The 16,965-nt window shown below is 32.2% G+C and carries 13 protein-coding genes and 1 pseudogene; 10 read left to right on the plus strand and 4 right to left on the minus strand.

Going from position 1 to position 16,965, the window contains the following annotated elements; all coding sequences use genetic code 11:
- Nucleotides 1-50 precede the first annotated feature (50 nt).
- The 3 genes from LB941_RS04680 (at nucleotide 51) to LB941_RS04690 (ending at nucleotide 4,200) form a co-directional block, all read left to right on the plus strand.
- Nucleotides 51-788: a GntR family transcriptional regulator gene (locus LB941_RS04680; RefSeq protein ID WP_253359916.1), complete on the plus strand. Its 738-nt coding sequence runs from the start codon at nucleotides 51-53 to the stop codon at nucleotides 786-788.
- 240 nt (nucleotides 789-1,028) lie between these two features.
- The gene (locus LB941_RS04685) at nucleotides 1,029-2,480 is read left to right on the plus strand and encodes a 6-phospho-beta-glucosidase (protein WP_253359917.1); all 1,452 of its coding nucleotides are present in this window, start codon (nucleotides 1,029-1,031) and stop codon (nucleotides 2,478-2,480) included.
- A 400-nt stretch (nucleotides 2,481-2,880) separates the two neighbouring features.
- Nucleotides 2,881-4,200 (plus strand): PTS sugar transporter subunit IIC, encoded by a 1,320-nt coding sequence (locus LB941_RS04690; protein WP_253359918.1) that lies wholly within the window; start codon nucleotides 2,881-2,883, stop codon nucleotides 4,198-4,200.
- Nucleotides 4,201-4,315: 115 nt separating this feature from the next.
- Here LB941_RS04690 and LB941_RS04695 read toward each other — a convergent pair whose 3' ends face one another.
- The gene (locus tag LB941_RS04695; RefSeq protein WP_253359919.1) at nucleotides 4,316-5,974 is read right to left on the minus strand and encodes an FAD-dependent oxidoreductase; all 1,659 of its coding nucleotides are present in this window, start codon (nucleotides 5,972-5,974) and stop codon (nucleotides 4,316-4,318) included.
- A gap of 1 nt (nucleotide 5,975) precedes the next feature.
- Nucleotides 5,976-6,287, minus strand: a complete 312-nt coding sequence (locus LB941_RS04700; protein WP_253359920.1) for a rhodanese-like domain-containing protein — start codon at nucleotides 6,285-6,287, stop codon at nucleotides 5,976-5,978.
- A gap of 354 nt (nucleotides 6,288-6,641) precedes the next feature.
- Here LB941_RS04700 and LB941_RS04705 point away from each other — a divergent pair, with 354 nt between their 5' ends.
- Complete coding sequence (locus LB941_RS04705; RefSeq protein ID WP_253359921.1) at nucleotides 6,642-6,938, plus strand: hypothetical protein; 297 nt, start codon at nucleotides 6,642-6,644, stop codon at nucleotides 6,936-6,938.
- A gap of 186 nt (nucleotides 6,939-7,124) precedes the next feature.
- Nucleotides 7,125-7,673: an NADPH-dependent FMN reductase gene (locus tag LB941_RS04710; RefSeq protein ID WP_253359923.1), complete on the plus strand. Its 549-nt coding sequence runs from the start codon at nucleotides 7,125-7,127 to the stop codon at nucleotides 7,671-7,673.
- Between the two features lie 144 nt (nucleotides 7,674-7,817).
- On the opposite strand, the gene LB941_RS04715 is transcribed toward LB941_RS04710, so the two are convergent.
- Complete coding sequence (locus LB941_RS04715) at nucleotides 7,818-8,426, minus strand: DedA family protein (RefSeq protein ID WP_253359925.1); 609 nt, start codon at nucleotides 8,424-8,426, stop codon at nucleotides 7,818-7,820.
- Between the two features lie 451 nt (nucleotides 8,427-8,877).
- On the opposite strand from LB941_RS04715, the gene LB941_RS04720 reads away from it, so the two are divergent.
- From LB941_RS04720 to LB941_RS04740, 5 genes are all read left to right on the plus strand, one after another.
- Nucleotides 8,878-10,797, plus strand: coding sequence for a BglG family transcription antiterminator (locus LB941_RS04720; protein WP_253359927.1), 1,920 nt, complete (start codon nucleotides 8,878-8,880; stop codon nucleotides 10,795-10,797).
- 3 nt (nucleotides 10,798-10,800) lie between these two features.
- On the plus strand, nucleotides 10,801-11,259 hold the full coding sequence (locus LB941_RS04725; protein ID WP_253359929.1) for a PTS sugar transporter subunit IIA: 459 nt from the start codon (nucleotides 10,801-10,803) through the stop codon (nucleotides 11,257-11,259).
- 3 nt (nucleotides 11,260-11,262) lie between these two features.
- Nucleotides 11,263-11,589, plus strand: coding sequence for a PTS fructose transporter subunit IIB (locus tag LB941_RS04730; RefSeq protein ID WP_253359931.1), 327 nt, complete (start codon nucleotides 11,263-11,265; stop codon nucleotides 11,587-11,589).
- A gap of 16 nt (nucleotides 11,590-11,605) precedes the next feature.
- A complete protein-coding gene (locus tag LB941_RS04735) occupies nucleotides 11,606-12,697 on the plus strand; it encodes a PTS fructose transporter subunit IIC (protein ID WP_253359932.1) in 1,092 nt (363 codons plus the stop codon).
- A gap of 123 nt (nucleotides 12,698-12,820) precedes the next feature.
- Entirely contained in the window at nucleotides 12,821-15,433 is a 2,613-nt protein-coding gene (locus tag LB941_RS04740) for a glycoside hydrolase family 38 N-terminal domain-containing protein (protein ID WP_253359933.1), read from the plus strand.
- Between the two features lie 89 nt (nucleotides 15,434-15,522).
- Here LB941_RS04740 and LB941_RS04745 read toward each other — a convergent pair.
- Nucleotides 15,523-16,920, minus strand: a pseudogene (locus LB941_RS04745) (IS5 family transposase).
- Nucleotides 16,921-16,965 lie beyond the last annotated feature (45 nt).

The following is a 16,965-nucleotide window of genomic DNA, read 5'->3' on the forward strand; positions in this document are numbered from 1 at the left end:
AGTGTAGAATAATAATAAAATGATAATGCTAGTAAAGGGAGATAGATTCTGTGTATAAGTATCAAATTATCTCACGTAAATTACGTGAAAAATTCACCGACGGGACATATCAGCCAGGTGACCTATTACCCGATCAAAATGAACTGGCTAAAGAGTTTAATACGACTAGAATGACTGTTCGTAAAGCGATCCAATGGTTAATTGTGGAAGGAATAGTTTATACCAAACGAGGCTCAGGTACTTTTTTAAGAAAAGATTATCATAAAAAGGCTAAAAATGATTTAGATTCTTCTGTAGATCGCCCAATTGGTGCAACGTTAACTTATGCAGGACATAAAGTAACCAGTAAGGTGCTGTCAATAGATGCACGATTACCCACCAAAGATGAGCAAAACGAACTTTTTATTACACCAGAAGAACCAGTATATGTTATCAAACGTGTTCGCTATGTAGATAATAAGGTTTATGCTTTCGAGCATACAATTATGCCTACTAGAATCACAAAAATAACAAAAAAAATTTTAGAAGGCTCAATATATAAACACCTAGCAGATAACGAACATATTCATATTGCAGGGTCACATCGGCGAATTCATGCAATTAAGGCAACGCAAGAAGATGTAGAGGCTATGGGTGTAACGCTAAATGATCCAGTGCTTGCGATTAATCAGATTAGTTATACAGAAGAAGGAGAACCGTTTGAAAAATCGGAAGAACACTTTCCTTATGAATCAAGTAGTGTAATTGCGGATGTTGATTTAAGTGATACAGGATATCAGCGAAAATAAATTGAGATAAGTAAATCGCTATTAATATTTTAAATAATTAAACTTGCAAAAAATAATTTTTCGTATTATATTTTGAACGTGGAGTTCTAAATGGATTTAAATAGAGAATTTGATTAGTTGTAAGTTAATAATCTAGTAGCTACTTTCAGTAAAATGAAAATACGAGTGAATTAGATGATGTAAAGAGTGGGGTAACCAAAGAAGTTGTCCTGCTCTTTTAACTATATTCATTTATAAGGAATGGAGTGTGTAATTTTGAGCAAAGAAATGAAAATGCCAACAGGATTCCTTTGGGGAGGAGCAACCGCTGCTCATCAAATTGAGGGAAATTGGCAAGCCGATGGTAAAGGGATATCTATTGCAGATATGATGGCAGCAGCAACAGTTACGGAACCTAACCGAGTAGTTACCAAAAGTATTGAGAGTGGCAAAATATACCCTAATCATTGGGCAATTGATTTTTATAACTCGTATCCGCAAGATATAGAATTATTTTCAGAATTGGGGTTAAAAGCTTTACGTGTTTCGATTGCATGGACAAGAATCTTTCCAAACGGTGATGAATTAACGCCCAATGAAGTAGGGTTGAAACATTATGATGATTTATTTGATAAATTACTAGCTCATAATATCCAACCGATTGTGACATTATCGCATTTTGAAATGCCATTTAACCTAGTGAAAAAATATGGGGGTTGGCTTAATAGAGAATTAATAACCTTTTTTGAAAGATTTGCAACAGCGTGTTTTGAACGGTTCCATAAAAAAGTTAAATATTGGATGACTTTTAATGAAATAAACAATCAAACAGATTGGCGTAATCCACATCATTTATACCAAGATTCTGGATTATTACTAGATAAGAATGAGAATGCTGAAGAGTCAATGTTTCAAGCGGCACATAATGAAATGGTTGCAAGTGCAAAGGCTGTAATTGCGGCACATAAAATTGATAATTCACTTAAAGTAGGCGCAATGCTTGCAATGGTACCAATTTATGCTTTAACAGCTAAACCGCAAGATCAGCTGATTGCTCAAAGAGCGATGCAGTATCGCTATTACTATGGAGATGTTCAATTGGGCGGAAAATATCCTAAATGGTTACTTAATTACTTCAAGTTAAAAAAATTTAAAATGCCCTTTTTAAAAGAAGATGCAGAGATATTAAAAGAAGGAGTCTGTGATTATTTAGGTTTATCATATTATTTCTCATTAGCAATACAAGCTCGTGCTGATAAAAAAGTTGAATATGATGAGCATAATGATTTAGTTAATAATCCGTATGTAGAAAAAAGTCAGTGGGGATGGCAGATAGATCCGGAAGGGTTACGCTATATTTTAAATTGGATTCAAGATCGTTGGGATAAACCTTCAATGATAGTGGAAAATGGAATTGGAGCTTACGATAAAGTACAAGCAGATGGAACAATACATGATGACTATCGGATTGAATATTTAAAAAAGCATGTTGAGCAAATGGAGTTAGCAATCACAGTAGATGGGGTTGATGTTTTAGGATATTGTATGTGGAGTCCAATTGATATTGTTTCGGCAAGTACTGGCGAAATGAAAAAAAGATATGGTTTGATATATGTTGATCGTGATGATACTGGTAACGGAACTAATGCAAGAAAAAAGAAAGACTCATATGCATGGTATAAAAAGTTAATTGCTAGTAATGGAGACATTTAGCCAATAAAAAGGAAAACAATCTGGGATATAAAATCCTGGATTTTTTTATTTTCAAGTATATCTTAGCAAAATGTGCGCAAAAAGGTAGCCGATTGTACTTAATTTTTTAATTCAGACAATTCAAGCCATGGATTAGCTAGGTTATAACATATAATACTGGATAGTGGTTTTTATTTTTAAAAGTATATACAAATTAAAAATAAAGATTGATTTTTATTTTATAAAGAGTATACTTAAACCGTTGATAGGAATAGAAAGCGTTTACTTTAATGTGACATATTCTTATATATTGAGTTCGTGGACTTTTACAAGTTAAATCATGTTTTTCGCATGAATAACTATTTAATCATTTTGTGTTGAAATAATGGTTTTTAAAAAAAGTTAGGAGATGTAATTCAATATGACATTAGAAAATTCTAAATTTGGGCAGGCATTTATCAAGATTGCAGTTAAGTTAGGTAATGAAATTCATTTGCGTTCTTTGCGGGATGCATTTGCAACAATTATGCCATTATATATATTAGCTGGTTTAGCTACTTTACTTAATAATACGGTATTTACATGGATTTTTAAGGGGAATACTTTACTTAAAGTACAGTATTGGGGAACAATGGTTTCTAATGCAACCCTTAATATTTCTAGTTTATTAATCGCAACGATGATTGGTTATTTTTTAGCAAAAAACCGTGGTTTTAGTAAACCGTTAGCATCTGCAATGGTTTCATTAGCAACACTAGTTGCAATGATGCCTAATACGATTGAGATTGCAGCAGATGGAGCCAAAAAGACTAGTAGTATTAGTGGTGTTTTAAGCTATACTAATATGGGTACAGGTGGAATGTTTGCCGGCGTTATCATGGGACTTTTAGCGACAGAGCTTTTTATTAAAATTTCCAATATCAAATCTTTGAAAATAAATTTGGGTGATCAAGTTCCACCAGCAGTTGGCGATTCATTTAATGTCTTAATTCCAATTATTTTAGTCGTTTCATTTTTTGCACTTATTTCAGCGGTTTTATATGATACAACTAGTTTAAACGTAATTAGTCTAATTACTAAATTTATTCAAGAACCATTACGTCATATAGGAACAGGAATTGTTGGTGTTTTAATTATCTATACATTAGCTAATCTATTATGGTTATTTGGGATTCATTTTTCTGTTATTTATAGTACAATTTTGGAACCCTTATTGATTATCAATATTGTTCAAAATACCGCGGCTTACAACGCTGGACATGTAGCTCCCAATATTATTAACTTATCATTAGTACAAGCTTTTGCACTATTAGGTGGTTCGGGGAGTACATTATGCTTATTAGTTGCAACCTTTATTGTTAGCAAGAATAAAGCTGCAAAAAATGTTGCAAAACTATCATTTTTACCGGGAATATTTAATATAAATGAACCAGTTATTTTTGGATATCCGATTGTCTATAATGTTTCGTTGATAATTCCATTTATTTTATTACCATCATTAAGTATTTTTATAGCTTGGTTGACAACGACTTTAGGTTGGATGAATACATGTGTAATCCAAGTGCCATGGACAACGCCAATGTTTTTAAATTCGTTTTTAGCAACAGGTGGAGATTGGCGTGCACCAGTAATTCAAGTCGCAGTCTTTGTTTTAGGTGTACTTCTTTATATGCCTTTTGTGAAAATTAATGATAAAGTTGTGGCTAAAGAGGTTGAAGAAAAGAAAATAGAAGAAGCATAATTCGAATTTGAAAGAGTAATTTTTAAATAATAGTTTTGTAAGTCAAAAATAATTAAAGCGATCTGCAGATATTAGCGTGAGGCTACTACCTGGGGATCGCTTTATTATTTATAGATTAATCACGTGAAATTTCATTTGGGCGCACAGTGCTATATAAAGCAAATGCACCATCAAGATTCTCTACTGTAAAACCAGCTTGTTTCAGGATACGTTCGCCAACATAACTACGTAATCCGCTATGGCAAGTAATGATATAAGCTTGCTCAGGATCTAGCTCGTTTATACGACAACGCAGTTCATTTAACGGAATATTAATGGCATTTTTAAAATGACCATTGTGAATTAGTTCCTCAGAATCTCTTACATCTAACAAAACTTTACCTGTACTAAGTTCGTGCTGCAAGTTATACCATTGAATATTAGTACTTAAACCTTCTGCGATATTCATAGCTGCATATCCGAGCATATTAACAGGATCCTTAGCAGAACCAAAAGGTGGGGCATAGGTTAATTCTAATTCAGGTAAATCAAAAATTGTTAATTCTCCCTTGATAGCAGTTGCTAGAATATCGATTCTTTTATCAACTCCAGAAGCGCCAACACCTTGCGCACCATAAATTTTACCAGTTTCAGCATTGAAAATTAGTTTTAAAGTAATATCAGTTGCATTTGGATAATAACTTGCATGATTTTTTCCTAGAATATGAATAACTTTAAAGTTTAGACCTAATTTTGTTGCAGTCCGCTCATTTATTCCTGTTGAGGCTGCACTTTGATTAAAGACACGGACAATGGCTGTCCCAATACTGCCCTTGTTTGGATGATTTAAACCTGCGATATTATCAGCAACTTGGCGTCCTTGGCGATTGGCCGGAGAAGCAAGTGAAATTAATGAATCTTTATTTGTAATTTGTTGTTTTACGACGATAGCATCACCAATTGCATAGATGTCGGCAAAGTTTGTTTGATATTTATCGTTGACCAAAATACCATTATTTAATCCCACTTTAATTCCGGCTTTTTTAGCGATGGTTGTTTCAGGACGAACACCAACAGATAGAATTGTTACATCCGAGTCCAATATGCTTCCATCATCTAAGATAATTTTTTGACCTGCGTTTTGAAATGCAGTAGCCGCTTTAGATGTAATCACTGTAACGTTGTTGTTAGTGAGCTCTTTTTCAATATATGCTGCCATTTCCTCATCGATAGAAGGCAGGACATGAGGAGCCTTTTCAACAATAGTTACTTTGATATTCCGTTTGCTCAAATTTTCGGCCATTTCTAAACCAATAAATCCAGCACCTATAATAGTTGCTTGTTTGACAGAATTTAATTGTAAATGCTGCATAATCTTTTTGACATCAGGAACATTGCGGAGACTAAAAATGTTTTTGGCAGTATCTAAACCAGTTATTGGAGGAATAACTGGTTTAGCTCCAGGGGATAAAATAAGATAGTCATAAGTTTCAGTATAGCTTTCATCTTTATGTGAAATAGTTACTTTTTTATCTTCAGGATCTATAGCTGTTACTTCATGGAAAGGACGAACATCCAAACCAAAGCGCGCTTGCAAAGATTCAGGTGTTTGAACAATCAAATCAGTTTCTTTTGAAATTTCACCAGATACGTAATATGGTAAGCCACAGTTTGCAAAAGATACAAACGGACCTTTTTCCAAAATAATAATCTGATCGTCTTCTCTTAAACGACGTAAACGAGCAGCGGCTGACATACCTCCTGCAACACCACCAACAATAACAATTTTAGCCATACTATTTCCCTCCTTTAATTGGACCACTCCACTGATTCATACCACCTTGAACATTGATAACGTCATAACCATTCTTTTTTAAGATTCGAGCGGCTTGTGCACTTCGCATCCCTGATTGACAAATAACATAGATTGTTTGTACTTTTTTATTATACATATGAATTTGATCCAAAGGCACATTTTTTGCCTTAGCAATATGTCCCATCTGATATTCAGACGGCGTTCTAACATCTATGAGTGTAATAGCACTAGTTAGTTTCTTTTTTAGGTCTGTAGCTGAAATACTTGGAACTTTAGTAAATAAACTGAACATAATTATCTTCCTCTCCTTTAATATACCCCTATAGGTATATTAAAAAACAATAACATAATTTTGTCAATATTGAGTTTGTCATTTAATGACGAATAAATGAAATACTTGAAAAATAAGCTAATTAATGCGATATTTGTTTTGAAAATATTTTTTACTCGAACACAGTAGATTATTTAAGAGCTGAAAGTTTTTATAATGTAGCTACCAAGAAATTGGAAAATATCCTTCCCAAAAAATATCATTATCTATAAATAATAAAGATCAAGAATTAAAAAACTTGCTAGATTAAGGAATTTGTACTTTATACTATAGAAACGTTTATGAATTAATTAACAATAAAAAGGTGGGAGAAAAATGTCAAAATGGATTAGAGGTATTGCTATTATAAGTATTCTAGTTGTAGCAACAATTATGATTATTGGTACAGTAATAAGTAATCACTTAATAGTAGATAGTACAACTATATTAGCCGGAATTTGGTCGATAATAATTGGTATTTTACTTGTATTTTTCCATCGAACTGAATTATTAGCTGGAACAGGCGAACATTTGAATTGGACGAATATTCCTAAGAGTATGAAGGTATTTATCTATCTTATTGGTATTGTATTAATCGGAGTGGGAATTAGTTTAATAAGTTCACTTTTATAGTGGCTATAGAAATTTATATGTATAGTGCTCTATCGCAGTAAACTATGATTTTAGAAGATTACTGAGATGGAGTATTTTTCTTGTAAAATATAAATAAAAAAAAGACTTGCAAATAAAAAATATTTTGGTATACTTATAATTAATAAGTAAATAAATATAATATAAATTTGAAAGGTTGATTAATTTATGACAAAATATGGTGTAATTGTAGGTTCAATTCGTAAGAATTCTTATTCTAAAGGGGTAGCAGAAGCAATTGCTGCAGGTTTGCCAAGTGATGCAGAAGTAACATATATCAATATTGCTAACTTACCACTTTACAACCAAGATTTAGATGCAGCTTCTCCTGTAGAATATACAGAATTCCGTGAAACAGTAGCTGCACAAGATGCATTTATCTTTGTAACTCCAGAACATAACCGTAGCATTCCTGCAGCATTGAAGAATGCTTTAGATGTTGCTTCACGTCCATGGGGACAAAGTGTTTGGGGTGGCAAGCCTGCATTAGTTGCATCACAATCAATTTCAGGTATTGCGGGTGTTTTAGCTCATCATGTACTACGTCAATCATTAGTATTTTTAGATATGCCAACAATGCAACAACCTGAATTATATATTGCAAATACAGATAAGTTAGCTGATGAAACAGGTAAGATTACAAATGCTGATACAGCTAAGTTTTTAGCTGGTGCAGGTAAGCAATTCAGTGAATTTGCAGCAAAGTTCGTTAAATAATTACAGATATACAAAAAATCCGAGATAAGAGTCTCGGATTTTTTTGTATATTAGAGTAATTGTGCCATAAAGTAGTTAGTTGCGCTTTGCTGAGCATTCAGATAATCTAGTTTTTATAGTTATACTGTCTACGATGTTTATACTTTACTTACTTTTTCGTTTATAGATAATCCAAGTAATTAAAAATGTAATTATAACAAATAAGAGAAATATTTTCCCATAAACTTCAAAGGTACTAACAAAATACGGCCATGCATGACCAGCTAATTTACCTAACCAAATCAGAACAGTATTCCAGATTAAAGTTCCTAAAGTTGTTAAGAGTATAAAACGTGGCAAAGGATAACCGGTCATTCCAGCAGGAATTGAAATTAAACTTCTTATAACTGGAACAAAACGACCAAAGAAAACAGCAACACCACCATGGCGCTGAAAGAAAGCGGCAGCACGTTTGATATCGTTAGGTTTTAAATGAAGAATCTTTCCCCAACGACCAGCTAACCATTTTTCGAGGCGATCTGCTGAAATTAAACGTCCAAGTGCATATAAGAATAACGCACCAATAATAGCTCCAATAGTTGCAGCTAAAATACTAGGTAAGATTTTTAAATTTGTTGTTGTTGTCGCAAATCCTGTAAAGGCTAAGACAACTTCAGATGGTATTGGCGGAAAAATATTTTCAATAGCAATTAAAAAAGCGATTCCCCAATAACCATACTGATTGATGATGTCAGTCAAAACAGTTGTATTCATAGAACACTCCTTTATATATTGTGATAACAACTACACTATAGTAGTGTCTACTCGAAAGTATAACATATTTGAAAATATAGACGAAAGCAAAAGATAAAGTCCATATAATTATGTGAAAAATAAAAGGCCGTGTAAACATCTTTTTACAGTACAATGTTTTTAACGACAAAAACATACTGATGCTAGTATGAATTCATGGACATGATCTGGTAGAATTTTAAAGTTGTTGTGATATAAACCTCACTTTTTATAAAAGTATTTTAATTGATATACAATAGATAGTCCTAATCTTTGAATAAGTACGCCTGATGCTTACAAATTAAATGAGTAAGTTGGATTGTAAGCGCATAAATACGAAGGAGTACACTTTCAATTAGTAGACTAAATAGAGGTTCAAATTGTTAGCGCTTACTTATATAATTAGAGTGTCCAAAAGAATGGAGGTGATTAGATGAGTAATACACATAGAGAAAAAGAGGAGATAACTACTGAGCTAATCAGATTCATTTTAACAAGAAAAACTGTGCATTATCAAGATATTATGGAGTATACAAAAAAATCAAGGAAAACAGTAGCCAAGTATTTAGATTATATAGATGACAGAATAATGGGTTTGAGTTTTGATGTTAATTTAATAAGAAAACGTAATGTAGGTATTTATTTTAAAGGAAATGTTAACCAACTATTGGCATATTATAATGTTAACTTACAAATTGAATCTAGAGAAAAAAGACAGTTAAAAATTCTTGAATACTTGCTTAATAATAATAAACCTGTTATTACAGATGATTTGGCAGATAAGTTTTTTGTTAGTAAAAGTACATTGGAAAGAGATTTAAAGGAGCTCAAAAGAAAATATGGGCTAGTAATTTCTGATAATTTAGGAATTTCTATAAATAAAACAGAAAGTAAGCTAAGAATGTTAATGTCAAATTTGGTACAGAAAAATTTAAGGAAAGAAATAAAGCAAGATGAGCAGACGGATGATTATATATTAGATTTTAATATACCTCCTGAACTAACAGGATATATAGATAGAGGAACTTTAAGTAAGACAAGAGACATTCTAAGAGAGTTCAATGGAGCAGTTAATAATTATATTAATGAGTATGAATATACATCACTTATTATTCATATAGCAATTGCAATTAAAAGAATAAGAAAGGGTGAGTATATCAATGATACCAATGATATGAATGAAACAAATATACTACCTACTACTAATGTTTTAGTTGAACTCATTGAAAAAAAGTTTAATTGTGATATTCCAATAAGTGAACAAAGATATTTGAATTTGCATGTTATAGCTATAGAAGGAGGAGCCATAGATGTCGAAAGAGATCCAAGTGTTGATAAACAATTAGTTTCATTTCTTAAAGCAAATCTTAATGAATACGACGATCTTTTGATAAAAAATCTAGTGTTGCATTTGATGTCAACTATAAAGCGTGGAGAATTTAAAGTTAAAATTAACAATCCATATAAGAAGGAAATTAAATCAGAATTTCCTAAAGCGGTAGATTTAGCAGCATATTTAATAAAAAATCTCAATAAATGTTATCCTGTTCTAATAAATGAAGATGAAATTTGTTATATTGCATTACACTTTGAATCATATATAGAGCGAAAAAAAAATAATGGAATGAAGAAAGTTACGGTAGTTATAGTTTGTAGTACAGGCTATGGTACAGCTGCGTTTTTAAAGCAAAGGTTGAAAATAGAGTTAGGTTTTGATATTGCAATTATAAAAAGCATTTCAGTTGATGAATTAATGAAAAATGGAGTTGAAGCAGACTTAATAATATCAACTATTCCTATAAAATCAAGCAGAAATAATGTTGTACAAGTATCACCTTTGATTAATGATAGTGAAATAGAGCTTTTAGAAAAGGTAGTAAGAAGAATTAAAGAAAAGAAAAGGAAATATGTTCCTGTTAATAACTTTTTTATTAAATTGATTAAAAAAAATTGTATTATAAGTAATTCAGGAGCATCAACACCTAAAGATGCTATCAAAGAAATTGTTATGCGATTAGAAAAAAATGGATATGTTACAGATAAGATGTATAATGCAGCTCTCTCTAGAGAAAATTTATTATCTACTGATTTAGGTAATGTAGCTATTCCACATGGTAATATCAGTCAAGTAAAGAAATCTGTTATAGGAGTTTTAACATGTAAAAATGCTATAGATTGGGGAGAAGGTAAGGTGAGATGTGTATTTTTCATGGCTTTAAATAAAGATGTTTCTAATGAAATAGATGACATATATTCACATTTTTATAATTTAATTAAAGACTCAAAAAAACTAGATAATTTGAATCAATATAAAGAAATAAATGATATTTATAATTATTTAAAAGAGGTGTAGAAAATGACAAATATTTTCACAAGAGAAAATATATTTTTGAATGAAGACTTAAATAGTAAAGATGAAGTTTTACTATTCCTCTCAAAAAAAGCTGAACAATTAGCAATAGTAGATGATTACTCAAAAGTTTATAAAGCTTTTAATAACCGAGAACTAGAATCTTCTACAGGAATGCAAGATGGAATAGCAATGCCACATGCGTTAAATGATAGTGTTAAACATGCTTCAATAATTTATATAAAGCTAAAAAACAAATTAAATGATTGGGATACTTTTGATGAAACAAAAGTAAATAAAATTATTGCAATGTTAGTTCCTGTGAATGGAGAAAAGGAACATTTGCAGATATTAGCAGAATTTGCAGTATCACTTATAAACGAGGAAAAAAGGCAAAGGTTAGAACGGTGTGCCACTATTGATGAAGTATATAACTTTTTAAATTTAAATAATGTGGAGGGATGAGTTATGGATTTTGTTGCAATTACATCATGTCCAGCTGGATTAGCACATACACCTATGGCTGCGAAAGCTTTAGAAAATGCTGCTAAGGAGTTAGGATTAGAGGCAAAAATAGAACAACAGGGTGCAATGGGATTAAAAAATGAAATCACACTGGATGAAGCTAAATCAGCAAAATTTTTGTTAATTGGTTCTGATCAAAAAATAGAAAAAATGGGAAGATTTGAAGGAAAGCCAGTACTTCGCGTAGATATTAATATGTGTATAAAAAAACCTAAACTGGTAATTGAAAAGTGTACAAAAGCTGTAGATGCAAAACTCAGAGAACAATAGAAAGGGGCTTTTAATTATGAAAAAACTGCTATCAGATTGGAAAGGTTATTTAATGACTGGTATTTCATATATGTTACCAATCGTTATTGGTGGTTCTTTGCTTGTAGCAATTACTAAGATTTTAGGGTTATGTTTTGGAATCACTAGTTTTGACACATATACATCAGGTGTTTGGTATTATGTTAATCAAGTTACTAATGTAGGTTGGACAGCAATTGGTTTGCTTGATTTAGTTTTAGCTGGTTATGTAGCATATGCAATTGGCGATAAACCAGCTTTGGCCGCAGGATTTGTAGGTGGTGCAATTGCATCAAGTTCAAATACTGGTTTTATAGGTGCGCTTATTGCTGGATTTGTCGCAGGATATTCAGCACGTTGGTGCACAGAGAAGATTAAAGTTAATGAAAAATATGAATCAATTAAACCATTAGTTATAACACCACTAATTTCAACGTTATTAGTGGCTGTTATCAGTGCCATTATATTGGCGGTACCTCTATCATGGCTTAATAAATCATTATTGCATTGGATCAAGGCAATGTGTACAAATGGTACAAGCTCTGTAGTTTTAGCATTAGTGATGGGTGCAATGATTGGATCTGATTTAGGTGGACCAATAAACAAAGCCGCATGGGCTGCAGGAAATGTGTTATTAGCTGAAAATGTATATACTCCAGCAATGATTACTAATGTTGCAATTGCAGGGATTCCTTTAGGATATGCAGTAGCAACAACTTTACAAAAAAATAAATTTTCGTCGGAGCTTATAGATGCAGGTAGAAGTGATTGGTTTATGGGATTTATTGGAATAACTGAAGGTGCTATTCCTTTTACTTTAATTAATCCATTAAAACTTATTCCATTAAATATGATAGCTGGTGCATGTGGTTCAGCAACTGCAATTATATTAGGTGCACAAGCAAAAATACCTCCAGTAGGTGGTATTTATGGATTTATAACAATTCACAATGGCTGGGCATATCTTGTTGGTTTAGCTGTATGTGCTCTGATTATAGGAGCTTTTGCACCTCTTTTAGTTGATTTTACGAATACAGCTGTTGATGAATTGAGTACAGATGATAAAAATATAGATATAACTTTTGAATGATATTAGTATAAAGGTATGTGAAAAAATAAAGAATTAGTTTTTAATTATTCACTATAAAAGATTATTTTATAGATAGAAGACGTATTAAACATCTTTTTAATTGCTAGGAGTGTGTTGCTTATTATGGTAAAAGGATACTTAGTAAATCATACTCATTGGGATAGAGAATGGTATTTTACTGTTCAAGACTCTCAAGTATTGAGTGATCAGTTGTTTACAGAAATACTGAATGAATTAGAAAATTATCCAGATGCAAATTTTACATTAGATGGACAAACATCAATTTTAGATGAATATGTTGCATTACACCCAGAAAATATTGAACGAATAAAAAACTTGGTAAATAGAAAACAGTTATTCATAGGACCTTGGTTTACACAAACTGATGCATTAATTCCAAATGCAGAATCAATTTTACGAAACTTGATTATAGGAATTAATGATTCCAAAAAAAAATATGGGTATCCAATGATGATTGGATATTTACCTGATACATTTGGATTTAATGCACAATTACCAATGTTGTTAAATCAGGTTGGGATTATTGACTTTATTTGCTGGAGAGGAATAAATTTTAAACGGCAAGCAAAATCAACTTATTTTGAATGGAAAGGATTAGGAAAGAACAAAGTTTATGTTGCTAGCTTTCCTTTAGGGTATTATACAGGACAAATAACAGTTGAATCAAAAAAAAATTTACAACAATTTGTTAAGGAAAGATTGGATAAAGGAATAGAGTTTGAGAGTGAGAATGGAGACAATGATGAAGTCTTGATTCCTTCAGGTATAGATCAAATGAATATTGTTCATAACATTTCAAATACAATAAAAGAAATTAATAAATTAAGTAAATATAAGGTAGTAATAGGAACATATCCAGCTTTTATGAAAATTTTGCATAAAAAAAATTTGAATAGTTTTCGCGGAGAATTAAGATATCCAACATACTCTAGAGTTCATAGAACAATTGGGTCTGTAAGGTCGAGATTTAAGAGAAAAAATTTTCAGTTAGAAGAAATTATTATAAAAAGAATTGAACCATTGTTAGTAATTGCACAAAAGGCTGAAATAGAAGTGTCAAATGGATTAATAATAAAATTGTGGAAAAAGCTATTGGAGTGTCAACCGCATGACACTCTAGGAGGAAGTATATCGGATAATGTTGCTGAAGATGTAGACCATCGTTTTAAGGAATGTTTTGAAATTGCTGAAGGTATAGAAAACTATATAAAAAAAAGAATAGCGCAACGTTTAGAACTTAAGGAAAATGATATTTTAATTTTTAATACTAATACTACTAAATTTAAGGGAATGAAAGAGATAACTTTTCTAACTGATTCGAAAGAAATAAAATTTTCCAAGAAGTATAATTCTCGTATAATGGATGAAACATATGTACCTGTTAGAAAAAATATAATGCGTCAAACTTCAAAGGGATTTGAGTATGCCGATGAGCCAGGATATTATAAGATAAAAGCGTTAGTTGATATAGAACTCCCTAGTATGGGTTATAAAGTTATATCTTTCGAAAAAAGCGATGATACAAGAGATAATATGCTACAATTTTCAACATCTTCTGAAACATATATAAAAAACGAATGTATACAAATTAATTATGAAAATGGTAGTTTTGATATAATTGCGGGTAATAAAAAATATACAAATATTATTAGATTATATGATTCTGGAAATGATGGCGATACTTATGACTATTCACCATTACGAGGTGATAAGGAGCTTGAATTGCCATGGAAGGGTAATATAATAAAAGAAAAAACTGATGGAATTGAGAAATTGATATTAAACGGAAGCCTTGCTTTACCTAATGATTTAATTGATAGAATTGCAGAAAATAAAAATATAAAAAAGATGCCATATAAGTTGATAATTACGCTATGTAGAAATATAAATAGGATAGATTATAAACTTGTTTTTGATAACCAGGTATTATCACATAGATTAAGATTAAAAATAAACATAGACTTTAAAAATGATGAGTTTATTACTCAAATTCAAGGAGGATTTACAAAAATAAAGAACAAACCAATAGCAGATGATTGGGAAAAAGAATTTGTGGAAAAACCTGTTAACATTTATAATTTTGACAAAGCAGTGGGGACAGAAGAAGGAATTTTTCTTTTTACAAAGGGTATAAAAGAATGTGAAAAACAAAATGATGGAGTTTATGTGACGTTAATGGCAACGACTGGACAATTAGGAAAACCTAATTTATTGTGGCGTCCGGGTAGAGCTTCGGGGGATACAACTAGTGTAGGGCACACTATGACACCTACACCTTGTGCACAAGAATTGGGAATTAATGAGTTCGAATTTGCTATTAAGTTGTATGATGAGTTTGATGAAGGGATTGTGGCAGAAGATATAGAAGAATGGCTTTCTCCTAGTATTAGTTATCAAAATCAACATTTCAATTTATTCGTTAATAGATTAGATAACAAAATATGGGATATAGAGTTTGATAGTAAAAAAATTCAGCTTTCAAGAGAGACAAGTTTTCTAAATTTGCGTACCAGTGCTACGATATCGGCATTATATCCATCATATACAGTAAAAAAGGCTTTCATTATAAGATTAGCAAATCAGACTAAGAACAGTATAGATATTACAAATTTAAAAGATGACGGTTATGTAATTGTAAATGCTCTTGAAGAAAGGATTAAGCAAGATTATGTTATTAGTCCATATGATATGATAACCTTATTAAAGAAAAATTGATAGAAAAAACTATTCTTTAAAGAAGAAACTTAATTTAAATAAAAATTAGGTTTTTTTTATATAGTGGCTGCTGAATTAGGCTCTTAGATTTAAGCTATTTGGTTTGTTCGATAACTAATTTTTAAATAAATATCGTTAGTTTTGACGGTAAGTAAAAGTTCCCAAGAAAAAAAGCGTAAAACCGTTTCAATATTGGCCATCATGACTCCAAAATCAATTGAAACGGCAATAGTAGTGGCTGTTTTAGCGCGTACTAACCCTAACCCACATTTGTGCTTGATGAACGAAAAGCTGCGCTCGATTTTTCCACGACGGTTTTCAGCATCCCGGGCTGCCGCATTAGCTACTCGCTGTTCCGCTTGATCAATATATTTGGGTTTGCGTCCCAGTTTGGGGCCAATTATTTTAATACCATGTTTCTTGGCAAAAGCGATGTTTGCACGGTTCCGATATAATTTATCGGCCAGAACTTCATCTGGATAGTAATCATAAAGATGCTGATATCGTTCTATCACATTTTGGAAGTTGGTACTCTCATTAAAGGCATTGAAGTCAACCCGTTCAATTTTAATGATGCCGTTTTGAATGGTATAGGGCCAAACTTAGTGTTCTGTCGGGCTTTTTGCGCTTGGTTGGCCGCACATAAGGCTGTGCCAGACTAACGATGCGATCCTTAACTATATGAGTCTTATTTTGATACATGAAATTCTGTTGTTCAAACAGTTGTTGAATCGTCGCAGCTTAGCCAATTGACGTTCTGACAGCTGACCCCCTTGTTCACGTAGCTCGTGGACGTAACGTAAGTCGCGTCGCACATACTGTAGTTGCACTTTAACCTGATCCCGGGTTTCCTTAGCTGAACGTCGAGGCTTCTTGGTGAAACAAACATAAACTTTGTGGGCTTCCCGCTTGTATGTTCGAGGAATCTGAGTGTTTAATTGGTGAGCCAACTCAGTAATGAACTTTTCAAGCGTTGTACGAGCTTGATTGAGTAGAGAATAATCTTGCGGAAAGCGAATGTTTACCAGTACGACCGTCGCATCCACAATAATTGTTCGATCATCAGCCAAAGGCTGATTCAGCTGTTGTTTGGCCCAGTCACCCATGATTGTTCGCAGCTCAGGGCTAATGGGTGCAATTCGCCTGCGAAAGACAGTCATGGCAGAAGGACTGAAAGATAACTCAATTTGATATTTGGTTAGCCCAATGAAGTACTGGTAAGCTGGTGTATCACGAATCGCATTAACCAGTTCAACATCTGACAGGTTAGTTGCTTGTTTGATTAATTGAGCACCGAAAAATAGTCGAAAAGCTTTTTCGGCTCGACCAACTTTTGACGGAAAAGTGGTGATGTAAATGGCTTCCAACTTAGACCAAGGTAACTGGTTGGCCAACTGAGTCCACTTATTTTGGGGACTCAAAGCAACGCCTAACTCTTGTCCAAAAGAATCGATTGAAAGTTGAACTATTTTAATCCGATAAACCATTTTCTGTACCCCGTTTTCTAACAAATGCATGGGAAACGGCGAATT

The organism is Ligilactobacillus ubinensis (genome assembly GCF_024160875.1).
In the GTDB taxonomy this organism is placed as follows: Bacteria; Bacillota; Bacilli; order Lactobacillales; family Lactobacillaceae; genus Ligilactobacillus; species Ligilactobacillus ubinensis.